Annotated in this window: 26 protein-coding genes and 1 pseudogene; 5 read left to right on the top strand and 22 right to left on the bottom strand. The window is 69.2% G+C overall.

Annotated elements, in window-relative coordinates; translation table 11 throughout:
• Positions 1-9: 9 nt before the first annotated feature.
• The 4 genes from HKK74_RS03570 to HKK74_RS03555 are packed head-to-tail and all read right to left on the bottom strand — an operon-like array spanning position 10 to position 3,735.
• The gene (locus HKK74_RS03570) at positions 10-921 is read right to left on the bottom strand and encodes an ABC transporter ATP-binding protein (protein WP_187241599.1); all 912 of its coding nucleotides are present in this window, start codon (positions 919-921) and stop codon (positions 10-12) included.
• Complete coding sequence (locus HKK74_RS03565) at positions 918-1,835, bottom strand: ABC transporter permease (protein ID WP_187241597.1); 918 nt, start codon at positions 1,833-1,835, stop codon at positions 918-920. The genes HKK74_RS03570 and HKK74_RS03565 overlap by 4 nt, the downstream gene beginning before the upstream one ends.
• Positions 1,832-2,752, bottom strand: coding sequence for an ABC transporter ATP-binding protein (locus HKK74_RS03560; protein ID WP_187241596.1), 921 nt, complete (start codon positions 2,750-2,752; stop codon positions 1,832-1,834). Before HKK74_RS03560 ends, HKK74_RS03565 begins: the two co-directional genes overlap by 4 nt.
• A gap of 35 nt (positions 2,753-2,787) precedes the next feature.
• Positions 2,788-3,735 carry a DUF389 domain-containing protein gene (locus tag HKK74_RS03555; RefSeq protein WP_187241594.1) on the bottom strand — a complete coding sequence of 316 codons (948 nt, stop codon included), beginning with the start codon at positions 3,733-3,735 and terminating at the stop codon, positions 2,788-2,790.
• Between the two features lie 124 nt (positions 3,736-3,859).
• Between HKK74_RS03555 and HKK74_RS03550 the strand changes: the two genes are divergently transcribed.
• Positions 3,860-4,498, top strand: coding sequence for an HNH endonuclease family protein (locus HKK74_RS03550; RefSeq protein ID WP_312881213.1), 639 nt, complete (start codon positions 3,860-3,862; stop codon positions 4,496-4,498).
• An 18-nt stretch (positions 4,499-4,516) separates the two neighbouring features.
• Here HKK74_RS03550 and glmM read toward each other — a convergent pair whose 3' ends face one another.
• From glmM to rplM, 3 genes are all read right to left on the bottom strand, one after another.
• Complete coding sequence (gene glmM / locus HKK74_RS03545; RefSeq protein ID WP_514130589.1) at positions 4,517-5,857, bottom strand: phosphoglucosamine mutase; 1,341 nt, start codon at positions 5,855-5,857, stop codon at positions 4,517-4,519.
• A gap of 69 nt (positions 5,858-5,926) precedes the next feature.
• Positions 5,927-6,445 (bottom strand): 30S ribosomal protein S9, encoded by a 519-nt coding sequence (gene rpsI / locus HKK74_RS03540; RefSeq protein WP_187241589.1) that lies wholly within the window; start codon positions 6,443-6,445, stop codon positions 5,927-5,929.
• A 74-nt stretch (positions 6,446-6,519) separates the two neighbouring features.
• Positions 6,520-6,963 carry a 50S ribosomal protein L13 gene (rplM, locus tag HKK74_RS03535; protein ID WP_187241587.1) on the bottom strand — a complete coding sequence of 148 codons (444 nt, stop codon included), beginning with the start codon at positions 6,961-6,963 and terminating at the stop codon, positions 6,520-6,522.
• A 353-nt stretch (positions 6,964-7,316) separates the two neighbouring features.
• Between rplM and HKK74_RS38945 the strand changes: the two genes are divergently transcribed.
• The 3 genes from HKK74_RS38945 (at position 7,317) to HKK74_RS03520 (ending at position 10,837) form a co-directional block, all read left to right on the top strand.
• A complete protein-coding gene (locus HKK74_RS38945) occupies positions 7,317-7,985 on the top strand; it encodes a CAP domain-containing protein (RefSeq protein WP_312881212.1) in 669 nt (222 codons plus the stop codon).
• 122 nt (positions 7,986-8,107) lie between these two features.
• Positions 8,108-9,295, top strand: coding sequence for a hypothetical protein (locus HKK74_RS03525; protein WP_187241585.1), 1,188 nt, complete (start codon positions 8,108-8,110; stop codon positions 9,293-9,295).
• 24 nt (positions 9,296-9,319) lie between these two features.
• A complete protein-coding gene (locus HKK74_RS03520) occupies positions 9,320-10,837 on the top strand; it encodes a hypothetical protein (RefSeq protein WP_187241583.1) in 1,518 nt (505 codons plus the stop codon).
• Positions 10,838-11,018: 181 nt separating this feature from the next.
• Here HKK74_RS03520 and truA read toward each other — a convergent pair.
• From truA to infA, 8 genes and pseudogenes are all read right to left on the bottom strand, one after another.
• Positions 11,019-11,855, bottom strand: a pseudogene (gene truA, locus HKK74_RS03515) (tRNA pseudouridine(38-40) synthase TruA); the annotation flags it as partial.
• Positions 11,856-12,049: 194 nt separating this feature from the next.
• The gene (rplQ, locus tag HKK74_RS03510; protein ID WP_187241581.1) at positions 12,050-12,589 is read right to left on the bottom strand and encodes a 50S ribosomal protein L17; all 540 of its coding nucleotides are present in this window, start codon (positions 12,587-12,589) and stop codon (positions 12,050-12,052) included.
• A gap of 92 nt (positions 12,590-12,681) precedes the next feature.
• A complete protein-coding gene (locus HKK74_RS03505; protein ID WP_187241579.1) occupies positions 12,682-13,695 on the bottom strand; it encodes a DNA-directed RNA polymerase subunit alpha in 1,014 nt (337 codons plus the stop codon).
• 123 nt (positions 13,696-13,818) lie between these two features.
• A complete protein-coding gene (rpsD, locus tag HKK74_RS03500) occupies positions 13,819-14,445 on the bottom strand; it encodes a 30S ribosomal protein S4 (RefSeq protein WP_187241577.1) in 627 nt (208 codons plus the stop codon).
• Between the two features lie 14 nt (positions 14,446-14,459).
• Complete coding sequence (rpsK, locus tag HKK74_RS03495) at positions 14,460-14,861, bottom strand: 30S ribosomal protein S11 (RefSeq protein WP_187234327.1); 402 nt, start codon at positions 14,859-14,861, stop codon at positions 14,460-14,462.
• Between the two features lie 64 nt (positions 14,862-14,925).
• Positions 14,926-15,306, bottom strand: a complete 381-nt coding sequence (gene rpsM / locus HKK74_RS03490) for a 30S ribosomal protein S13 (RefSeq protein ID WP_187241575.1) — start codon at positions 15,304-15,306, stop codon at positions 14,926-14,928.
• Positions 15,307-15,547: 241 nt separating this feature from the next.
• Positions 15,548-15,661 (bottom strand): 50S ribosomal protein L36, encoded by a 114-nt coding sequence (rpmJ, locus tag HKK74_RS03485; protein ID WP_018657566.1) that lies wholly within the window; start codon positions 15,659-15,661, stop codon positions 15,548-15,550.
• Positions 15,662-15,749: 88 nt separating this feature from the next.
• On the bottom strand, positions 15,750-15,971 hold the full coding sequence (gene infA, locus HKK74_RS03480) for a translation initiation factor IF-1 (protein ID WP_187234325.1): 222 nt from the start codon (positions 15,969-15,971) through the stop codon (positions 15,750-15,752).
• A 276-nt stretch (positions 15,972-16,247) separates the two neighbouring features.
• Between infA and HKK74_RS03475 the strand changes: the two genes are divergently transcribed.
• Positions 16,248-16,805 carry a hypothetical protein gene (locus HKK74_RS03475; RefSeq protein WP_187241573.1) on the top strand — a complete coding sequence of 186 codons (558 nt, stop codon included), beginning with the start codon at positions 16,248-16,250 and terminating at the stop codon, positions 16,803-16,805.
• Positions 16,806-16,886: 81 nt separating this feature from the next.
• On the opposite strand, the gene HKK74_RS03470 is transcribed toward HKK74_RS03475, so the two are convergent.
• From HKK74_RS03470 to rpsE, 7 genes are all read right to left on the bottom strand, one after another.
• Positions 16,887-17,333 (bottom strand): DUF1707 SHOCT-like domain-containing protein, encoded by a 447-nt coding sequence (locus HKK74_RS03470; RefSeq protein ID WP_187241571.1) that lies wholly within the window; start codon positions 17,331-17,333, stop codon positions 16,887-16,889.
• 63 nt (positions 17,334-17,396) lie between these two features.
• Positions 17,397-18,227, bottom strand: coding sequence for a type I methionyl aminopeptidase (map, locus tag HKK74_RS03465; protein WP_187241569.1), 831 nt, complete (start codon positions 18,225-18,227; stop codon positions 17,397-17,399).
• Positions 18,228-18,253: 26 nt separating this feature from the next.
• Entirely contained in the window at positions 18,254-18,904 is a 651-nt protein-coding gene (locus HKK74_RS03460) for an adenylate kinase (protein ID WP_187241567.1), read from the bottom strand.
• A complete protein-coding gene (gene secY, locus HKK74_RS03455; RefSeq protein ID WP_187241935.1) occupies positions 18,904-20,205 on the bottom strand; it encodes a preprotein translocase subunit SecY in 1,302 nt (433 codons plus the stop codon). The genes HKK74_RS03460 and secY overlap by 1 nt, the downstream gene beginning before the upstream one ends.
• Before the next feature lie 142 nt (positions 20,206-20,347).
• On the bottom strand, positions 20,348-20,800 hold the full coding sequence (gene rplO, locus HKK74_RS03450; RefSeq protein ID WP_187241565.1) for a 50S ribosomal protein L15: 453 nt from the start codon (positions 20,798-20,800) through the stop codon (positions 20,348-20,350).
• Position 20,801: 1 nt separating this feature from the next.
• Positions 20,802-20,984 (bottom strand): 50S ribosomal protein L30, encoded by a 183-nt coding sequence (gene rpmD, locus HKK74_RS03445; protein WP_187241564.1) that lies wholly within the window; start codon positions 20,982-20,984, stop codon positions 20,802-20,804.
• Entirely contained in the window at positions 20,981-21,598 is a 618-nt protein-coding gene (gene rpsE / locus HKK74_RS03440) for a 30S ribosomal protein S5 (protein WP_222721830.1), read from the bottom strand. The genes rpmD and rpsE overlap by 4 nt, the downstream gene beginning before the upstream one ends.
• Positions 21,599-21,603: the final 5 nt, after the last annotated feature.

Genomic DNA, 21,603 nt, shown 5'->3' with positions numbered 1-21,603 from the left:
CGATCCGGTTCATGACGCCACCAGGTACGAGAAGACGCTCTCCAGGGACTCGTCGGCCGGCGAGACCTCCCACAGCCGCACGTTCTCCTTGTGCGCCAGCTGGGGCAGCAGCCACGTGAACCTGCGGAAGTCGACCGCCTCGACCCGCAGGCCGCCCTCGCTCAGCTGGACGCTCCGCGCGGACCCGTCGGCGATAATCGCCGACGCCAGCCTGCGGTCGTCGGCGGAGCGGACGATGAACACATGGGGACGGTCGGTCATCAACCTCCGGATGGCACGGAAGTCGCCGGAGGCGGCGTGCCGGCCGGCGACCATCACCTCGATATGGCTGGCCAGCCGCTCGACCTCCTCGAGGATGTGCGAGCTGAACAGCACGGTGCGGCCCTCGGCCGCCATCCGGCGGATCAGATCCATCAGCTGCAGGCGCTGACGCGGGTCCATGCCGTTGAAGGGCTCGTCGAGCAGCAGCACCGGCGGGTCGTGCACGAGCGCCGAGGCCATCTTGATCCGCTGCTTCATGCCCTTGGAGTAGGTGCCGATCACCCGGTCCTTGGCGGGTTCCATCTCGACCAGGGCGAGCGCCCGCTGCGCCGCCGCCCCCGGCTGGGGCAGCTTATGCAGCTTGGCCATGGCCAGCGTGAACTGCCAGCCGGTCAGGAAGTCGTAGGCCGACTCGCGCTCGGGCACGAGCCCGATGTGCCGGTAGACGTCCGGGTTCTTCCAGATCCGAGCCCCGTCCAGAGTCACCCCACCGGACGAGGGCGCGAGGAATCCGCCCATCATGTGGATCACCGTGGACTTGCCGGCACCGTTCGGGCCGAGCAGGCCGGTCACGCCCGGCCCGACGGTCATCGAGATCCCGTTGACCGCCACGACGTTCCCGTACCACCGGGACACCTGGTGCAGCTCCAGCACGCTCACGACAGACCCGCCTTCCGGAACCGGCCGTACAGGACCGCCAGCGCCCCCGCGACCACGGCGGCGCAGACCAGCGCGAACACCGGCCCGCCGATCCCGTCGGGCGGCCCCTGCGGCGTCGAGCCGCTTGCACCGAACAGGCCCACCTGCACGCCGTCGACCAGGTTGAACGGGGTGAACAGCCCGGCCCACCCGGCCGCATCGTAGTTGTTGTTGTACAGAGCGATGAACTGCACGAGCCCGACGGTGGCGCTGCTCAGCAGGTACACCGCGATGACCGCGGCCACCCCGAACCCCCGGCGCGGGGTGAACGCCGCGATCACCAACGCGAAGGCGGCGAGGACGAACGCGAACACCGCGCAGCCGGCCATCCCGCCGAGGTAGTCCGTGGTCTGCGCGCCGACGCTCGGCATCGCCGGCGCTTGCGTCTCCTCCGACGGCCGGGTGACCAGCGCGCCGACGTACAGCAGCGTCACCGGGGTCGCCAGCAGCGCGAAGATCGCCGTCACGAACGCCGCGAACTTCGCCAGCACGAAGTCGAACGAGCCCACCGGCCGCGAGAAGTACAGCGGCACCACGTGGAACCGCAGCTCGCGCGAGGCGATCACCGGAGCCTGGGTGGCCAGGAAGATGGCCACGATGGGCTGCAGGAGGACGGCGTAGGCGGCGTAGCGGATGAGCGTGGACGGCTCCTTGGTGATGGCGAGCACCGCCACGCTGCCCGCCGCCGGCAGCATCATGATCGCCACCAGCAGGAACGGCATCACCTTGGCCCTGGCCGGCCGGCCGAGCCCGTATACGGCCCGCAGGTTGTGCACGAACAGCGATCGGATGACGTACGACCGGCCGAGCCGCCTGCCCTCGTAGTGGCGATAGCCGATGTCGTGGATCGTCGAGGGGGTGAGGGGGCTGGTCATGGCGTGACTCCGGTCGGCCCCGCCGGGGCGGCGAAGACCTCTTCGATGTGGTGGCGATGCTGTTCCATCCGGATCAGGCGGAGCCCGAGTTCGGCGACACCGTCACGGACGAGGTCGAAGGTCGACTCGTCGGCGATCTCGATCAGCAGGAAACGGCCCTCGGGACGCACGGCGAGCCCCGAACCGGCCAGCTTGCCGCTCAGCTGGTCGCGCCCCTCGTCCACCTCGACCACCAGCGTCCCGCTGACCTCCGTGAACGCCGCGACGGCCTGAGATCGGAGCAGCTTCCCGCCGTCGATGATCACTATGTGGTCGCAGACCCGCTCGAGCTCGCCGAGCAGGTGCGACGTGACGAGGACGCTGATGCCGAACTCGGTGCCGATGCGCCGGATGAGTGCCAGCATCTCGTCGCGCCCGGCCGGGTCGAGACCGTTGGTCGGCTCGTCCAGGAAGACCAGCTGCGGGTCGTGCACGAGCGCCTGGGCCAGTTTGACGCGCTGCCGCATCCCGGTCGAGTAGCCGCCGATGGGGCGGTAACGCTCCTCGTACAGCCCGACGTGGCGCAGCGTGTCGGCCGCCCGCTCCCGCGCCGCGGTGGGTGGCAGCCCGCACATGCGGGCCATGTGGACGACGAACTCGGTGGCGGAGACGTCCGGCGGGAGACACTCGTACTCGGGCATGAAGCCGACCCGTTCCCGGATCCGCTCACCCTGGCGATGGATGTCGAGATCCAGTACGGCCGCGTGCCCGCTCGTCGGGGGCATCAGCCCGAGCAGGATCTTGATCAGCGTCGACTTGCCCGCGCCGTTCGCGCCGACGAGTCCCACGACCCCGGAGTCGACCGCGACGGTGAGGTCTTCGAGGGCGGTGACCCCCGGGAACCTCATCGTCAGGCCCTGGGTAGCGATGATCGGCATGCCTCGAACCTAGTGGAGGGAGGACGCTCCGGTCCTCATCCTGCGGGTGTACGTACGCCCCTCTTCCGGACCAGATCCCACAACGTCTTCTGCACCAGCAGGGTGACCACCCCCGCGATGATCATGCCGCCCACGTTGACCGCGAGTTGCAGGGCCGAACCGCCGACCTCGTTCCAGTGCCGCAGCGCCACCCCGACGGCGATGTTGCCGGCCGCGGGCACCGTGGTGACCGAGATGAACGCGCCCACGAGCGCCGACGACTTGTCGGCGGTGAGCGACAGGACCCCCGCCGCGCCGGCCAGGATCGCGACGATGAACGACCATCGGTCGGGCTTGTAGACGAAGCCGGTGAGCGGACGCTCCTTGGGCAGCTCGCTGAGTTCGATCACGCCGATCCACCTGCTGACGAGGGCGCACACGGTCGTGATCGCGATGGCGATGAGGAACCCGATGGCGAGCGTGCGCGCGGCGGTGGCGATGCGCCGGACGTCGCGGAAGATCATCCCGTACGAGATGGCGGCGACGGTGCCGAACTCGGGGCCGAGCACCATCGCGCCGACGATCAGAATCGGCGAGTCGATGAGCGCTGCGATGGCCGCGAGCTGTGTGGACAGCGCGAGGAAGGCAACGAACGACCAGGTCAGCCGACTGTCCTCGGCCGTCTGCCGGTCGAGCTCCTCCCAGACGACGGCGTCGCTGCCGTGTCCGGGCGCCTCGCGCTCGGCGGTCTCGGCGGCGTGGGACAGCGAAAGGTCCACGCGCTCCATCGCGATGGAACCATCGTGGTCGATGCCGAGCCGCCGGAGCTCCTCGAGAATCTCGTTGGCGGCCTCACGGGCGACGTCGGCCATGACCACGTCACCCTTGGGCTCACGGGCCGCACCCGGCAGCACGACCACGTTGGTGGCCCCCGGATGCCGCGCCAGCATCTCGCAGACCGTGTCGGTCCGGCCGTCAGGCACGATCACACGCAAATGCAGCACGGAGCCATGGTGCCGTATCCGAGCCCTTCCCTCGGCACGAGCACACAGATCGGTTGTGTGCGACATTGCGGTCATGGAACTACAAAGCGGGTGCCGTAAAGGAAGGCGGCGTCACCGAGCCGGTGTGGCGGCCGGGGCGATCGTCGTGCTGCTGGCCGGATGCAGCGTCGATGTGACGAGCCCGGAAGGCGGCTCCGCCGCTCCTCGGACACCCGGTGGCCGGAGCGCGACTCAGGCGCAGAAACGGCTCGACGACCTGCGCGTGACCGGGGCCGGTGACATGAGCGGCTACGAACGCGACCGATTCGGCCAGCGCTGGAAGGACACCGACCGCAACGGCTGCGACCAGCGCAACGACGTGCTCGCCCGCGACCTGGACGGCGTCGAGAAGCGCGGTCGCTGCGTGGTGGTCGCCGGACGGCTCGACGACCCCTACACCGGCAAGGACATCAGCTTCAGCAAGTCCCGGGCCACCGAGGTGCAGATCGACCACATCTATCCGCTGGGGCTCGCCTGGCGGATGGGCGCCGACGGCTGGGACGCCGCCAAGCGGGAGAAGTTCGCCAACGACACCGGCAACCTGCTCGCGGTGTGGGGCCGGCCCAACCAGCAGAAGAGCGACTCCGGTCCCGGTGAGTGGAAACCGCAGAAGTCCTACCAGTGCACCTATGCGATCAAGTTCGTCGCGGTGGCGGCGGAGTACGACCTGCCGGTGACCCAAGCCGATCACACCGCCCTCGAGGACTTCCTCTCCCGCTGCTGAGTTGAATGGCGGGCTGACTCAGAGGGCGTGCCGGACCGTGCCGGCGAGGCGGTCGGCGATGGCCTGGGCCTGGTCCTCGGAGGCCGCCTCAACCATGACCCGCACCATCGGCTCGGTGCCGCTCGGCCGGATCAGCACCCGCCCGGTCTCGCCGAGTTCGGCCTCGGCGGCCGAGACCGCATCGGCGAGCTCCGCCGAGGCCCCGAGGCGGGTCTTGTCGACACCGCGCACGTTGACGAGCACCTGCGGCAGCCGGGTCATGATCTTTGCCAGCTCGTCCAGCGGCCGGCCTCTGCGGACCATCGCCGCGAGCAGGTGCATCCCGGTCAGCACGCCGTCGCCGGTCGTCCCGTGCCGCAACATGATCACATGGCCGGACTGCTCACCGCCGAAGGCGAAGCCGCCGTCCTTCATCGCCTCGAGGACATAACGGTCGCCGACCGCCGTCTCGACGACCTTGATCCCGGCGTCGCGCATGGCCAGCTTGAAGCCGAGATTGGACATCACCGTCGCCACGACCGTGTCGCCCGGCAGCAGCCCGGCGTCGCGCAGCTCGAGTCCGAGGATCGCCATGATCTGGTCGCCGTCGACCGTCTCGCCCGACGCGGTGACGGCCAGGCAGCGGTCGGCGTCGCCGTCATGGGCGATGCCGGCGTGCGCGCCGTGCTCGATGACCGCGGCCCGCAGCGCCTCGAGGTGGGTCGAGCCACAGCCGGAGTTGATGTTGAGCCCGTCGGGAGCTGCCCCGATCGTCACGACCTCGGCGCCGGCGCGGCGCAGCACCTCCGGCGCCACGGTCGTCGCGGCGCCGTTCGCGCAGTCGACCACCACGCGGAGCCCTTCGAGCGAGCCGCTCAGGGTGGACAGCAGGTGCTCGATGTACCGCTCCGCGGCGCCCTCGGCGTCACGGATCCGGCCGACGTCGGCCCCGGTCGGGGGGTCCCACGGGTCCCCCAGGTGCGCCTCGATGGCGTCCTCGATCTCGTCGGCGAGCTTGAAGCCGCTGCGGTCGAAGAACTTGATGCCGTTGTCGGGAGCGGGGTTGTGCGAGGCCGACAGCATGACGCCGAGATCGGCGTTCAGATCGTGCGTCAGGTAGGCCACGGCCGGGGTCGGCAGGACACCGAGCCGCAGAACGTCGACACCGGCACTGGCCAGGCCCGCGGCGACCGCGGCCTCGAGGAACTCCCCCGAGGCGCGCGGATCCCGGCCCAGGACGGCCACCGGGCGGTGATCCTTGAACGCACCGGCCTCACCGAGCACCCTGGCGGCGGCGACGGACAGATCCATCGCCAGCCGTGCCGTGAGATCCCGGTTGGCGACACCGCGGACACCGTCGGTTCCGAAAAGACGACCCACCATCAACTCCCAGGCGCAGGAAAACGCGTCGGGCCGCCACGCGTCAGCGGGCGGCCCGATACGGACAAGTCAGCGCTTGCTGTACTGCGGAGCCTTACGGGCCTTCTTGAGGCCGGCCTTCTTGCGTTCCTTGGCCCGCGGGTCACGGGTGAGGAACCCGGCCTTCTTGAGCGCGGGCCGGTGATCGGGCTCGGCGAGCTGCAGGGACCGGGCGATGCCCAGTCGCAGCGCACCGGCCTGGCCGGTCACCCCACCGCCGTGCACACGGGCGATGACGTCGAACTGTCCCTCGGCGCCCAGCGTCACGAACGGCTCGTTGACGATCTGCTGGTGCACCTTGTTCGGGAAGTACTGATCGAGGGTGCGACCGTTGATCGTCCAGTTGCCGGAGCCGGGGATGATCCGGACGCGCGCGATGGCCTCCTTGCGGCGGCCGGTGGCACCGGCGGGGCCGACCGCCACCGCGGGCGCGGGCTCGTCGGCCTCGCTCTGCGGGGTCTCGCTGGTGTACTCCGAGAGTGCCTCTTCGCCGAAGGCGTCTGCTTCTACGCCGTCGACGGGCGTCTCGATACCGGTGGACTCGGCCACGATTCTCCTAAGTTCCTTTTGGGTTGGCCCGTTGCGGTCCTGGGCCGCCGCGGCGGCCGCCACCGATCCTCGGACTACTGCTCGACCTGGGTGATCTCGAACGGCACCGGCTGCTGCGCCTTGTGCGGGTGCTCGGGGCCGGCATAGACCTTGACCTTGCCGAACATCTTCCGGCCGAGCGAGTTCTTGGGGAGCATGCCCTTGATGGCCTTTTCGACCGCGCGCTCGGGGTGCTTGTCCAGCAGGTCGCCGTAGCTGATCGAGCGGAGACCGCCGGGGTAGCCCGAGTGCCGGTAGGCGCGCTTCTGTTCGCGCTTGTTGCCGGAGAGCGCCACCTTGTCCGCGTTCACGATGATGACGAAGTCACCCGTGTCGAGATGCGGCGCGTAGATCGGCTTGTGCTTTCCCCGAAGCAGGGTGGCGACCTGGCTGGCGAGGCGACCCAGCACGACATCGGTCGCGTCGATGACGTGCCACTGACGCTGCACGTCAGCGGGCTTAGGGGTGTACGTGCGCACGGTCGTAAGCCTTCGTTTCTTGTCGACTTCTCAGCGGAATCCTGGTCGCGCCGCTCGGAACTCGTCCGACCTGACGGCCTGGGGTGGCCGGGGCCTCGGAGGCACACCGACACAGACAACGAACGAGCAGGATACCCAGCCGGACGGGCATGGGTCAAAGCAAGTCGTTGGTGACGGGCTTCCAGCCACCCTCAAGTATGCCTTATGCGGAGCGGTGTCTCGACCACTCCGGGGCCGATCAAGGCCGGCGAATCATATTTGATCACCAGGCCTTCATCCGTATATGTAGGTATAGAGTGCGGTGCGGTCAGCTTTACCCCCGGGAGGGCCCCCTGTCCAGGAACCGCACGGCAGTGTCCGCACTGGCCCTAGCCGCCCTGGCGCTGAGTGCCGGATTCACCGCGGACCGACTGCTTCTCACCGAACCGGAAACGCAACTCGTCTTCCAGGAGCGTCCCACCGGGACGACGGCCCCGACCGCCGCCGACGGCGAGGCGCCCGCCGCCCCGGCCGCTCCGCCCACCTCGTTCCAGACCACCGAGCCGACCCCTCCCCTCAAGCGGATCCACCGGCCCCCCGAGCCGGCCCGCCGGTCGTCCGCGCCCTCAGCGTCGCCGACCCGGCGGACGGTGGTGAGTGCCGGTGGCGGCGTCGAGGAGACCGTCGCCCAACTGACCAACCGCGAGCGGGCCAAGGCCGGATGCGGCCCGCTGAAAGTGGACGCCCGCCTGCGCACCGCCGCCCGGCGGCACTCGGCGGACATGGCGGCGCGCGACTACTTCTCGCACGACGCGCCGGACGGCTCCACCTTCGTGGACCGGATCAAGGCGGCGGGCTACCTGAGCCCGGGAGCGGAGAACATCGCGAAGGGCTATTCGACCCCCGCCGCCGTCATGGCCGGCTGGATGAAGAGCCCCGGGCACCGCGCCAACATCCTCAACTGCGACCTGCGCGCGATCGGCGTCGGGGCTCATTTCGCCCCCGGCGGCCCGTGGTGGACGCAGGACTTCGGCTGGGAGTAGGGCCCGTCCTCGGACACCGGGCGCGGCACGCCCGGGCCATGCCATCGTGGCTCAGAGCCCTCATGGCGAGCACCGGTTGACGACGTCTAATCCCCACAAATCCACCGATAGGGTCCCTTTCTATGAATTACCCGGGTAATCAAGGCCAACCCGGCGGCTGGCCACCAGAGCAGTCGCCGCAATCGCCGTACAGCCCCGGACGACCGCGATCCGGCACCGCTCCCCACGGCCGGAGTCCCCTCGACCCCCCACCGGACGACGGCCCGTTCACCCCCAGGCCCGACGACGCCCATGGCCCCGCCGACCCGTACGAGCGCGGGCGCGAACACGAGACGAGGCCTTACCAGCCGGGCCCCTACGAACCGCGCCCCTACGAACCGGGGCCTCATGACTCGCCGCCTCATGACTCGGCGCCGCACGACTCGGGGCCTCAGAACCCGGGGCCCTACGACTCCGGTCCCTACGGGCCGGGCCCCTATGGGCCGGGCGGCCCGGGCGATGATCGGCCCGCCCGGAGCCACGATGGGCGCTCCCGGCGCAGCGAGCCCGGCCACCGCGGTCCCACACCGCCGGGCCGCAAGGGCAACCTGCCGCTGATCGCCGGTGCCGCGGTCCTGGCCGGCATCGTGCTCATCGGCGGCGGCATCGGCATCTCGAACGCGCTCGAGAACAATCCCGCCGCGCAGTCGGCGAAGGCGCCGGCCACTCCGCAGTCGCCGACCGCTCCGTCGGTCAGTGCCACCCCCACGCGCCCGATCGGCGGCCTCGGCAACAGCCGGACCACCGACGCCAGGGCGCTGACGCTGGCCGAGATCTTCCGGCGCCGCACCTTCAAGGTGGGGGCGAACCGGTACACCATGACGGCCCGGCGCGCGGACCGTGACTGCGCCAGAACGGTGAACGGCACCAGGCTGGTGACGGCGCTCCGGCGCGGATCCTGCAACCAGGTGATGCGCGCCACGTTCGCCTCCGCCGACGGCAGGCTCATCGGCACCGTCGGCGTGGCCAACCTGCGCAACGCCACCGCCGCCAGAGCGGCGACGCGCGTCTGGAGCGCCAAGGACGCCTGGGTCCGGCCGGTCCCCGGCCCGGGCATCACCAGGACGATCGGCAAGGGCAGCGCGCTCGGGACCTTCCAGTCCAAGGGCCACTACCTCCTGATGACCTGGGTGCAGCAACCGAGCGGCAAGGACATCCCCTCCAGCCAGCACCGCGCGATCTCCAAGTTCGGCCAGGACGTGATGCTCGGCAGCGGCCTGTTCGAAGCCCTGAACTACCGGGGAAACGTGGGCAAACCCCTCCAAAAGTAACCACTACGAATACGCTGATTGCCTATGTCTGGTCGTGAAGAGACGCCTGAGCCCGTCGAGGCGCCGCAAGCAGAGAGCGGGGCGGCGCCGCAGCCCCAGGTGCCCGCCGCCCCGCCGAGCTTCGGTAACGCCGGCCTCCCGCAGCCCATTCCCGAGCCACTCGACGAGCCCGCGTCACCGCGGGCCCGCACCGTGGACCACCTGGACGGGCCCAAGGCCCCGTGGTGGGAGACGGCACCCGTGGCCGACGAGACCGACGGGACATACTCGGCCGCGGACACCGACGACGTTCAGCATGCCGACGAGGCCGCACCGGCCTGGCGCACGCCCGAATCGTCGGCGCCGCAGGTCATGCCGTCCTCTCCGGACATGCTCGTGGCCGGGCCCGGGATCGCGGCCTTCGACACCCGCGGCGCGCTGCCCACCGCCCAGCCTCAGCGCCGGCCGAAAGAGACCGGGTCTCCGGACTTCCTCGACACCGACCCCGACGGCATCCCGATCATCGAGCAGGCCGAGCCGGCGGCCGTGCCGGGTGGGGCGTTCGGTGGGCCGCCGTCGAACGTGCCCACGTCCACGGGGATGAGCCCGCCGTCCGAGGCGGCACCCGCTTTCGACATGACCGCATCGGCGGCCGCCTCCCGGGCCGACTTCGCCGCCCGCCTGCGCGCCGCGGGTCCGTACCCGGCCGGCGGAGAAACCGCCACGGCCACCATGCCGCCCACGGCCCCTCAGGGCGCGCCCTCGGAGGCTCTCGGCGCCATGACGGCCCCGGCCCGTCCGCCGGACGGCGGGGCGCCATCGCCGATGGGCGGGCCGCCGGCACCGGGCCGAGGCGGTCGCCGCAGACTGCTCGTGGTCGGCGGCGGGGCCGCGGCCGTCCTCCTGATCTCACTGGCCTTCATCGGGGTCAAGGCGGCGAGCGGTCCGGCCGAGCGCGCCGCCCCGTCCACGCCGGCGCCCCGGCAGTCGGTCGCCGCGCCGCTGGCGCAGCCCAGTACAGCGACCCCGCGACCCGGCCGGACGGCGGTCACGAGCATCGACAGCGAGCGGACCGACCGGCGGCCGCTCGCGTTCACCGAGGTCTTCCCCTCCAGCACGATCAGCCTGGGCGGCCGCACGTACAAGCAGGACAAGATCTCGGTCAACCACCAGTGCGGCCTGGCGGCACGCGGGGCGATGGCCGCGGCACTGGAGCGCGGCAAATGCCGCAGCGTGGTGCGCGCGACGTACGTCAACGGCAAGAAGTACGCCGTCACCACGGGCGTCGCGGTCATGCCCACCCGCGCCGCGGCGCTGACCGCGAACAAGGCCGGTGACCCCAGCCGGTACGAGTGGTTCCGCGGCATGCGCGGCAAGGTCGCGACGAAGATCGACCAGGCCGGCGGCTACGCGTCCAGCACCGTACGAGGGCGCTACATCATCTACTCCTACGCGCAGTACGTGGACGGCACCCGGCCGAACGCGGCGGATCAGGCACTGAGGAGCCTGACCCGCCAGTTCATCGCCTACGCCGTGCGGCCGATCGAGAGGCGCGCCGGATAGCCGGGCCACGCTCCTGGCACTACAGCCCGGCCGTACCCCCCTGGCAGGCGGCCGCCGACGCCTCGCCGGGCGGCGGGACCGTGGACGCCTCGGCCCCGGTGCCACAAGACGCAGTGCCACCGGCAGCGGTGCCGCCCGCCCCCGTCCCGCCCGCCCCCGTGCCGTTGGCGGCCGAGGCGTTGGCGGCCGAGGCGTTGAGCGTCCGTACCCGCCGGGTCTCCTGGGCCCGCCGGGCCAGTGCCTCGTCGCCCGGATAGCGGATCTCCTCGAGCGACAGCCCATGCGCCGGGGCCACGTTGACGGCGGAATCGCGGATCCGTGCGGCCAGGACCTCGGCCGGCCACTCAACGTCCCGGCGGCCGTCACCGACCACCAGCAGCGCTCCCACGAGGGCCCGCACCATCGAGTGGCAGAAGGCGTCGGCCTCCACCGTCGCGACCGCGACGCGCTCGTGCTCGTGCTCGCGAGCCCACTCGTACCGCAGCAGCCGCCGGATCGTGGTCGCGCCCTCGCGGCGGCGGCAGAAGGCGGCGAAGTCGTGCTCACCGACCAGCAGCGCCGCCGCGGCGTTCATGCGGTCCAGATTGAGCGGGCGCGGATGCCACACCATGTCGTGGCGGCGCAGCGGCTCGACACCGACGGGATCGTCGCTCACCCGGTAGACGTAACGCCGGGACAGCGCGGAGAACCTCGCGTCGAAGCCCTCGGGGGCCGCGGTGACCCGCCAGACCCGCACGTCGGGCGGAAGCAGCCCCGCCAGCCGGCGCGGCATGGTGCCGTTGATCTGGGTGTACGGGGCTGAGGGCACGACGACATGGGCGACCTGGCCGCGTGCGTGCACTCCGGCGTCGGTACGCCCCGCCACGGTGAGCACCGGAGGCGGATCGAGCCGGAGCAGTCTGGCGAGCGCGTCCTCGATGACGCCCTGGACGGTTCTTTGACCGGGCTGACGAGCCCAGCCCGCGAACTCCGACCCGTCGTACCCGATATCGAGCCGGAGTCTTACCAGAGCGGTCATATCGGTCGGGGCTCGCTTCTCCGACACCGGTACCTCTCACCCGTTGGATGATGATGATCGCCGGGCATATGCCGCGCCACCACTCCCCTGAAAACGATTGCTCCCCGAGTCCTGACCATGGGAGAAGTCTTTCAAAGATCGAGCCCGCCGTCCCGTATCAGGGCGGCGGGCTCGGTCGCGTCGGGCGAAGAGCGTTACTTGTCGCCCTCGGCCTTGTCACCCTTGGCCGTGTCGGCCTCGGTCTCCTCGGCCGCCGGTGCCGTCTTCTCCTCGACCTCGGCCTCGTCGTCGGCCTTGGCCTCGGTCTCGGTCGCCGGAGCGGCCTTGGCGGTCGGCACCGGGGCGGTCCGGACCGCCTGCGCCGGAGCGCCGGTGGCCGACTCCTCAACGAGCTCGATCACGGCCATCGGCGCGTTGTCACCCTTGCGCGGACCGACCTTCGTGATCCGGGTGTAACCGCCGTCGCGGTTCTCGAACCGCGGGCCGATCTCAGCGAAGAGCGTGTGGACGACGTTCTTGTCCCGGATCACCGTCAGCACCTGCCGCCGGGCCGCGATATCGCCGCGCCGCGCCTTGGTGATCAGCTTCTCCGCCAGCGGGCGCAGCCGCCGCGCCTTGGTCTCGGTCGTCTTGATGCGGCCGTGCTCGAACAGCGACGTGGCGAGGTTCGCCAGAATGAGCCGCTCGTGCGCGGGGCTTCCACCGAGACGTGCACCCTTGGTGGGCTTCGGCATGGCTTGGTTCTCCTGTTCCACCTGCATCGGCCGTATCAGGTACCGATGTCAGTCCGGCGGCGCCGGAAGTGGCGCCGCCGATAGCTGATTTCTTAGTACTGCTCGGTCTCGGCGTAGCTCTGGTCGTCGTCGCCGTAGTTGTCCGCCGCCGCGCTCGGGTCGAACCCGGGCGGGGAGTCCTTGAGCGACAGCCCCATCTCGATCAGCTTCTGCTTGACCTCTTCGATGGACTTGGCACCGAAGTTCCTGATGTCCAGCAGGTCCTGCTCGCTGCGGGCGACCAGCTCTCCGACGGAGTGGATGCCCTCACGCTTGAGGCAGTTGTACGACCGGACCGTGAGGTTGAGCTCCTCGATGGGCAGCGCCAGGTCCGCCGCGAGGGCGGCGTCCGTCGGCGACGGGCCCATGTCGATGCCCTCGGCCTCGACGTTGAGCTCACGGGCCAGGCCGAAGAGCTCGACCAGCGTCTTCCCGGCGCTCGCGACCGCGTCGCGCGGCAGCATCGCCGCCTTGGTCTCGACGTCCAGGATCAGCCGGTCGAAGTCGGTGCGCTGCTCGACTCGGGTCGCCTCGACCTTGTAGGTGACCTTCATCACGGGCGAGTAGATCGAGTCGATCGGAACCCGGCCGATCTCCTGGCCCGGCTGCTTGTTCTGAGCGGCGGACACGTAGCCCCGGCCACGCTCGACGGTGAGCTCCATCTCCAGCTTCGCCTTGTTGTTCAGCGTGGCGATGTGGAGGTCGGGATTGTGCACCTCGACACCCGCCGGCGGCGCGATGTCGGCCGCGGTGACCACACCGGGGCCCTGCTTGCGCAGGTACATCACGACCGGCTCGTCGTGCTCGGAGGAGACGACGAGCTCCTTGAGGTTCAGGATGACGTCGGTGACGTCCTCCTTGACCCCCGGGACGGTGGAGAACTCGTGCAGGACACCTTCGATCCGGATGCTGGTGACGGCCGCACCGGGGATCGAGGAGAGCAGCGTACGACGCAGCGAGTTGCCGATCGTGTAACCGAAGCCCGGCTCGAGCGGCTCGATGGTGAACCGCGACCGGAACTCGTCGACCTGCTCTTCGGTGAGAGTGGGACGCTGAGCGATGAGCATGGCTGTTCCTTCCCGCGGCGCCCGCTATTTGACTGCCGCGTGTCTTCTTCCCTCCGACGTTACGCCGCCGTTGGGATCTGCGCTGGTCCCGGACGGTGGCAAGGCCACCGTCCGGGAAAGCCACTACTTCGAGTAGTACTCGACGATGAGCTGTTCCTGCACCGGCGAGTCGATCTGCTGCCGGACCGGAAGCGCGTGCACCAGGATGTGCATCTTCTCGCCGACGACCTCGAGCCAGGCCGGGACCGGACGCTCGCCGACCTCGGCGCGGGCCACCGCGAACGGGGTGTCCTCGATCGACTTCGGCCGGACCTCGACGATGTCCCGCTCGTTCACCAGGAACGAGGGGATGTCGACCTTCTTGCCGTTGACCAGGAAGTGGCCGTGGCGGATCAGCTGGCGGGCCATGTCGCGGCTCTTGGCGAAGCCCGCGCGGTAGACCACGTTGTCGAGGCGCCGCTCGAGCAGGCTGAGCAGGTTCTCACCCGTACGGCCCTGACGGCGGTTGGCCTCTTTGTAGTAGTTGCTGAACTGCTTCTCCAGCACCCCGTAGATGCGGCGGGCCTTCTGCTTCTCCCGCAGCTGCACGAGGTACTCGGTCTCCTTGGGGCGACCGCGGCCGTGCTCACCCGGCGGGTAGGGCCGGATCTCGATCGGGCACTTGGGCCCTTCGCACTTGCTGCCCTTGAGGAACAGCTTCATCTTCTCGCGACGGCACAGCTTGCAGTCGGCGCCGGTGTATCGAGCCATTTCTCCGTAACCTCTCAGACCCGGCGGCGCTTCGGCGGCCGGCAACCGTTGTGCGGCACAGGCGTGACGTCCTGAATCGAGCCCACCTCGAGGCCGGTCGCCTGCAGCGACCGGATGGCGGTCTCGCGGCCCGAGCCCGGGCCCTTGACGAAGACGTCCACCTTGCGCATGCCGTGCTCCATGGCGCGGCGGGCACAGGACTCCGCCGCCTGCTGGGCGGCGAACGGCGTCGACTTACGCGAGCCCTTGAAGCCCACGTGGCCTGAGGAGGCCCAGGAGATCACGTTCCCCATCGGGTCTGTGATCGTGACGATCGTGTTGTTGAACGTGCTCTTGATGTGGGCGTGCCCGTGAGCGACGTTCTTCTTTTCCTTGCGGCGCACCTTCTTGGCGCCGACTCGGCTCTTAGGAGGCATCTGCTCTCTTTACTCCTGAGGTCATCGGTCCCTGCGAGGGCCGCGACAGGCGGGCCCCGGAGGGCTACTTCTTGCCGACCTTCTTCTTGCCGGCCACGGTCTTCTTCTTGCCCTTGCGGGTACGGGCGTTGGTCTGCGTGCGCTGACCGTGCACGGGAAGACCACGGCGGTGCCGGATGCCCTGGTAGCAACCGATCTCGATCTTGCGTCGGATATCGGCCTGAACCTCTCGGCGGAGGTCACCCTCGACCTTGTAGTTCGTCTCGATCCAGTCGCGCAGCTGCACCAGCTCGTCATCGCCGAGCTGGTGAACCCGCAGGTCACCGCTGATACCGGTTTCCTTCAGGGTCTCCAGCGCGCGCGTGCGGCCGACGCCATAGATGTAAGTGAGAGCGACCTCTAGGCGCTTGTCGCGCGGGAGGTCGACACCAACGAGGCGTGCCATCGTCGGGCAGTTCCCTTCATGTCGCGGAGGTCTGACGCATCGCCACCCCGCCCCTGCCCGGGCGCGGGCCCCGGCCTCCGACCGGGGGTCCCTCTCTCACAACTGTGCCGTACGGCTCCGGCCGGGGGTCCGGCTGGAACGTACGGCGCGGCCGCGCGAGAGCTGCGAAGCGTGTCTTCATTTGTACGGCGGTCCGGTACGGACCTTTCGCGTCGTGCCGGGCCACCGGCCCGGCAGGGCGCTAGCCCTGACGCTGCTTGTGCCGTGGGTCCGAGCAGATGACCATGACTCGGCCGTGGCGACGGATCACCCGGCACTTCTGGCAGATCTTCTTGACACTCGGCTTGACCTTCACTGGAGTCTCCTCACGTACGGGGAAACTCCCCGCATACACAGGGTCGTCTCCGTCTCGCCGGGAGATGGAGAAGGCAACCCCAGTAGGTTTACTTGTAGCGGTAGACGATCCGGCCACGCGTGAGATCGTAGGGGCTCAGCTCCACGACGACGCGGTCGTCCGGCAGGATCCGGATGTAGTGCATCCGCATCTTGCCGCTGATGTGGGCGAGGACCTTGTGCCCGTTGTCCAGCTGCACCCGGAACATCGCGTTCGGGAGCGACTCGACGACGACGCCTTCGATCTCAATGGCCCCTTCTTTCTTGGCCATATCCTCCGCGTTTCGCTGGTCGGCTCATCTGGGATCGGTCCTCGCGGCGGGCGAACCCGCCACCTCACACCCCCTCGGGCCGCGCGGAAGCGCGCACACAGGGCATCGAAAGTGGACCGACAAAAGAGTGTACGTCACCCGGTCGGTGAATGTGAAATTGTCGCACATCCGGCGGGGTGATATGCCACCGCCGTCGTGGCGGGCGCGGCGGCGGTTCGCCGGGTCGTACGCTGGTTGCGGGTTTCCAACAGGGGTGTACGCACGAGGAGGATCGGCATGCCGGGCTACGACTTCGAGCTGATCCTCAGCCGACCGCTGTTCGAGCAAGAGCTGGATCCGCTGTTCCATCGTACCCAGGGGAACGTCACGGTCGGCTTCGTGCGAGGGCCCGAGCAGGCCGAGCACCCCGGCCAGGCCGGATGCTCATGGGAGGCGGGGTCGCTGGCGGCGGCGGTCATGGAGGTCATCGGCCACATCGAGGCCAGCGCGCCGGGTCTGCGGGCGCTTCGGGTCGAGGCGGACCCGCTGCTGTCGATGCGCGACATCGCCGAGCGCGTCGGCCGCACGATCGAGTCGGTGCGGCTGTCGGTCAAGGGAGCGCGCGGCCCCGGCAACTTCCCCACCTCCGAGACCACGACCCCGCGCCACCGGCTGTGGCGCTGGTCCCAGGTCGCCGCGTGGTACGGGATCGACGACCCGCAGATCAGGGAGGCCGGCCCGACCTCGCGGGCGATCAACGGCTGGCTCGCGCTGCGCGAGATCGTCCCGCAGGTGGCCCCGGAACCTCGTACGGTCGTGTCGGCGCTGGCGGTCGCCGTGCGCGAGAGCGCCTAGAAGGTGTCTCTCAAGGCCCCGGGATCGCCCTGCGGCCCCGGGCGATCCCTTGCCCGCCCACCGGCTGCGGGCCGGGCCCCGTCAGCTCCTGCGGCCTCTGGAGCCGGAGAGGATCCCGGCGAGGATGGCCACGCCCCAGGGGCCGGCGACGAAGATCCACCAGGGGAACAGCACGCTGCCACTGGCGACGCAGGAGATCAGCCAGATCGTGAACGTGACCAGGTTGACCGCCGCGTAGACGGCCAGGGGGTTCCGCGCGGCCGGGCGGTCGAGCGCGCCGGACTGGCGGTGTGCCGGTGCCATGGTGGCCTTGCGGGTGGCGGGCACCGGAAGCTCGTAGAGATCGGTCTCGGGAAGGTCGGCCGTCACGTCCTGCAACGCGCCCACGGTCTTCGCGGCGTAGACGGTCTCGAGCCGCTCGTGCAGCTCGTCCATGGTGATCCGGCCCTCCGCGCAGTGCTCACGAAGTGCCGCGGCGACCCTGTCACGATCGGCGTCGGACGCCCGTATCTCTGGATTCGGCGGCATCCGTCATCCCTCCACGCGATCGGAACTCGCACAACTTGGGCACCCGTGGCGCATCGGCACCCCTCACCCGGTAGGACGCGCGTCTTCGCCGTGGAGTTCCGCGATGCGGTCACGCCCGCCGTCCAGGGCCGTCAGCACCCACGGGCCGTCCCCGGTCACCGCGAACGTGTGCTCGAAGTGCGCGGAAGGCCGCCCGTCCTGGGCCACCACCGTCCAGCCGTCCTCGAGCTCCCAGGTGTGCCGGGAGCCGAGATTGACCATCGGCTCGACCGCGAAGCACATTCCGGGCACCAGCTCCGGCCCCCGGCCGGGCGACCCGTGGTTGGGGACCACCGGGTCCATGTGCATCTCGGTGCCGATGCCGTGCCCGGTGTAGCCCTCGACGATGCCGTAGGGTCCCTGGGCGCGGATGTAGGTCTCGATCGCATGGCCGATGTCACTGAGCCGGGCACCGGCCCGGCCGGCCGCGAGGCCGTGCCACAGCGACTCCTCGCACACGTCCATCAGCCGCTGCCGCTCGGCGGTGATCTCACCGACCGCCACCGTCAGTGCGGAGTCGCCATGCCAGCCCTCGACGATGGCCCCGCAGTCGATCGAGATGATGTCGCCGTCCTTCAGCACCTTGGCGGCGCTGGGGATGCCGTGCACGATCTCTTCGTTGACCGAGGTGCAGATCGTCGCGGGAAAGCCCTGATAGCCCTTGAACGACGGTGTGGCGCCCTCTGAGCGGATCGATTCCTCGGCGATGCCATCGAGGTCGGCGGTGGTCATCCCGGGCTTCACGGCCTCTTTCAGCCGCTCCAGCGTCCGTCCCACGACCAGTCCGGCGGCCCGCATGAGCTCGATCTGGTCAGTGCTCTTGATCTGAATCGCCGGCCTACGCCTCTTCCACACACTCCGCTCCCGGGTCACCTGAGGATCTACTTGGCGAGGGGGCGGAGCGCAGCGAGTGCGCGCTCGGTGACCTCCTCGACCGGTCCGGTGGCGTCGATGCCCACCAGCATGCCCTCATCTGCATAGAACGCCACGAGCGGCGCGGTCTGTTCCTGGTAGACCTCCAGCCGGTGCCGGATGGTCTCTTCCTTGTCGTCGTCGCGCTGGAACAGCTGCCCGCCGCAGTCGTCGCAGATGTCGTCGCGCTTGTCGTCGAACATGACGTGCCAGATGTGCCCGCACTGGCTGCAGGTACGGCGGCCGGACAGCCGCCGGACGACCTCGTCCTCGTCGACGACCAGTTCGAGGACCAGATCAAGCTTGGCGTCCCACTCCGAGAGGATCTTCTTGAGCGTCTCGGCTTGCGGCACGTTGCGGGGGAACCCGTCCAGGAGGAAGCCCTCTCTGGCGTCATCCTCGGCCAGCCGGTCGCGCACCATCGCGATGGTGACCTCGTCGGGCACGAGGTCACCACGATCCATGTACGCCTTGGCCTGCTGTCCGAGCTCCGTGCCGCCGCTCACGTTGGCACGGAAGATGTCACCTGTCGAAATCTTCGGGATGGACAGGTGAGATGCGATGAACTGGGCCTGCGTCCCCTTGCCCGCTCCGGGGGGACCCACGAGCACGATTCGCACTACCGAAGGAAGCCCTCGTAATTGCGCTGCTGGAGTTGGCTCTCGATCTGCTTCACGGTATCCAGCCCGACGCCGACGATGATGAGGATGCTCGTCCCGCCGAACGCGAACTCCTGCGTCGTGTTCAACAGAGAGAAGGCCACCATCGGGATCAACGCGACGATGCCGAGGTACAGCGCACCCGGCGTGGTGATCCGGGTCAGCACATAGTCGAGGTACTCGGCGGTCGGCCGTCCCGGACGGATACCCGGAATGAACCCACCATACTTCTTCATGTTGTCGGCGATCTCGGTGGGGTTGAACGTGATCGCCACGTAGAAGTACGTGAAGAAGACGATCAGACCGAAGAACGCCGCCATGTGCCAGGGGTTGCTCTGCGTCAGGTAGGGCGCGAGCGTCTGGTTGAGGAACTTGTTGTCCCGCCAGAGGGTCGACGCGAGCTGTGGCAGGTAGGTCAGCGACGAAGCGAAGATCACCGGGATGATGCCGGCCTGGTTGACCTTGAGCGGGATGTAGGTCGAGGTACCGCCGTACATGCGGCGGCCGACCATCCGCTTGGCGTACTGCACCGGGATGCGACGCTGCGCCTGCTCGACGAAGACCACGGCCGCCATGATGGCGAGGCCGACGGCCAGCACGATGACGAAGACGAAGCCGCCCTTGGCCTTGAGGATGCCGTAGAACTGGGCGGGGAAGATCGCGACAACCTGCGTGAAAATGAGGATCGACATTCCATTGCCGATGCCGCGGTCGGTGATGAGCTCACCGAGCCACATGATCACGGAGGTGCCCGCGGTCATCACGACCACCATGGTGATGATCGTGAAGAGGTCGTTGCTGTAGAGCACGTCCTGGCCACCGGACGTCTGGTACAGCTGCCCGGTGCGGGCCATCGCCACGATGCCCGTCGCCTGCAGGATCGCCAGGCCGATGGTCAGATAACGCGTGTACTGCGTGATCTTGGTGGTGCCCGCCTGGCCTTCCTTCTTCAGCGTCTCGAGCCGTGGGATGACCACGGTGAGCAGCTGCAGGATGATGCTGGCGGTGATGTACGGCATGATGCCGAGCGCGAAGACCGAGAGTTTCAGCAGCGCGCCGCCGCTGAAGAGGTCGACAAGCTGGAAGACCTGTCCTGACCCACCCTCTTTGGCCTGATCCGTTAGGGTCTTTACCGCCTCGATGTTCACACCGGGTGTCGGCAGCTGGGAACCCAGCCGGAACACCACGATGATGAACAACGTGAACAGTATTTTCTTGCGCAGGTCAGGCGTACGGAATGCCCGAGTGAACGCGGTCAGCACCATTCCTCCTGCGCGAATCCCGACCGGGTACATCTGAGGGGCCAGGGTAGACGATTTGAGGCGGTGGCCGAGATGGTCGCCGCCCGTCGAACTCTAACAGCACCCACGGGGGGAAGGGTCCCCCCGTGGGCGCCACCGTGGTTCACAGTACGTCGGCGGAACCACCGGCGGCGACGATCTTCTCCTTGGCGGACGCGGAGAAGGCGTGCACCTTCACCTGTACCGCGACGGAGATGTCGCCCGAACCGAGAATCTTGACCGGCCGGCCGCGGCGAACCGCGCCCTTGGCCGCCAGGTCCTCGGCCGTGGCCTCGCCACCCTCAGGGTAGAGCTCGGCCAAGCGGCTCAGGTTGACGACCTGGTACTCGACCCGGAACGGGTTCTTGAAGCCCTTGAGCTTCGGAATCCGCCGGATCAGCGGCATCTGGCCGCCTTCGAAACCGACCGGCACGGTGCCGCGGGCCTTCGTGCCCTTGGTCCCGCGTCCCGCCGTCTTGCCCTTCGACGCCTCACCACGGCCCTTGCGCGTCTTGGGCCGGTTGGCCCCGGGCGCCGGGCGCAGGTGGTGCACCTTGAGAGGAGAGCTGTCGCTCATCTCAGTCGACCTCCTCGACGGCGACCAGGTGGTCGACCGTCCGGATCATGCCGAGCACCTCTGGCCTGTCCTCGCGGACGACGCTCTGGCCGATCCGCCTGAGGCCGAGGGTGCGCAGCGTCTCACGCTGGTTCTGCTTGCCGCCGATCTCCGACTTGACCTGGGTGATCTTCAGCTGGGTCATGCCGAGACCTCCGCCCGAGGCTCGGAGCCGGCCGCGCGGGCGCGCAGCATGGCCGCCGGCGCGACGTCCTCGATCGCCAGGCCGCGCTTGGCCGCGATCTCCTCGGGCCGGTTGAGCTGCTTCAGCGCCGCCACCGTCGCGTGCACGATGTTGATGGCGTTGGATGAGCCCAGCGACTTCGACAGGACGTCGTGGATGCCCGCGCACTCGAGGACGGCGCGCACCGGGCCACCCGCGATGACACCGGTACCGGGGCTGGCCGGCTTGAGCAGGACCACGCCCGCCGCCTCCTCGCCCTGGCTGGTGTGCGGGATGGTGCCCTGGATGCGCGGCACCTTGAAGAAGTGCTTCTTGGCCTCTTCGACGCCCTTGGCGATCGCCGCGGGCACCTCCTTGGCCTTGCCGTAGCCGACGCCGACGGTGCCGTTGCCGTCACCGACGACGACCAGAGCGGTGAAGCTGAAGCGCCGGCCACCCTTGACGACCTTGGCGACACGGTTGATCGCCACGACGCGCTCGGTGTACGACGTTCCCTTGTCGGCGCCACCGCGGCGGTCGTCGCGACGGTCGCGACGGTCGCCGCCCTGGCCGCCTCCACGCCTGGGAGCTGCCATCAGTG

The sequence above is a fragment of the Actinomadura alba genome, assembly GCF_014323705.1.
GTDB classification, from domain to species: Bacteria; Actinomycetota; Actinomycetes; order Streptosporangiales; family Streptosporangiaceae; genus Actinomadura_C; species Actinomadura_C alba.
The sequence above is the reverse complement of the archived record's forward strand: the minus strand, read 5'-3'. Positions and strand labels throughout refer to the sequence as shown.

Bases quoted from the DNA above. Each gene is read 5' to 3' on its own strand.
- HKK74_RS03565 (WP_187241597.1), bottom strand. From the start codon at position 1,835: ATGACCAGCCCCCTCACCCCCTCGACGATCCACGACATCGGCTATCGC.
- HKK74_RS03560 (WP_187241596.1), bottom strand. From the start codon at position 2,752: ATGCCGATCATCGCTACCCAGGGCCTGACGATGAGGTTCCCGGGGGTC.
- HKK74_RS03525 (WP_187241585.1), top strand. From the start codon at position 8,108: ATGAATTACCCGGGTAATCAAGGCCAACCCGGCGGCTGGCCACCAGAG.
- HKK74_RS03520 (WP_187241583.1), top strand. From the start codon at position 9,320: ATGTCTGGTCGTGAAGAGACGCCTGAGCCCGTCGAGGCGCCGCAAGCA.
- rplQ (WP_187241581.1), bottom strand. From the start codon at position 12,589: ATGCCGAAGCCCACCAAGGGTGCACGTCTCGGTGGAAGCCCCGCGCAC.
- HKK74_RS03505 (WP_187241579.1), bottom strand. From the start codon at position 13,695: ATGCTCATCGCTCAGCGTCCCACTCTCACCGAAGAGCAGGTCGACGAG.
- rpsD (WP_187241577.1), bottom strand. From the start codon at position 14,445: ATGGCTCGATACACCGGCGCCGACTGCAAGCTGTGCCGTCGCGAGAAG.
- rpsK (WP_187234327.1), bottom strand. From the start codon at position 14,861: ATGCCTCCTAAGAGCCGAGTCGGCGCCAAGAAGGTGCGCCGCAAGGAA.
- rpsM (WP_187241575.1), bottom strand. From the start codon at position 15,306: ATGGCACGCCTCGTTGGTGTCGACCTCCCGCGCGACAAGCGCCTAGAG.
- infA (WP_187234325.1), bottom strand. From the start codon at position 15,971: ATGGCCAAGAAAGAAGGGGCCATTGAGATCGAAGGCGTCGTCGTCGAG.
- HKK74_RS03475 (WP_187241573.1), top strand. From the start codon at position 16,248: ATGCCGGGCTACGACTTCGAGCTGATCCTCAGCCGACCGCTGTTCGAG.
- HKK74_RS03470 (WP_187241571.1), bottom strand. From the start codon at position 17,333: ATGCCGCCGAATCCAGAGATACGGGCGTCCGACGCCGATCGTGACAGG.
- rplO (WP_187241565.1), bottom strand. From the start codon at position 20,800: ATGAGCGACAGCTCTCCTCTCAAGGTGCACCACCTGCGCCCGGCGCCC.
- rpmD (WP_187241564.1), bottom strand. From the start codon at position 20,984: ATGACCCAGCTGAAGATCACCCAGGTCAAGTCGGAGATCGGCGGCAAG.
- rpsE (WP_222721830.1), bottom strand. From the start codon at position 21,598: ATGGCAGCTCCCAGGCGTGGAGGCGGCCAGGGCGGCGACCGTCGCGAC.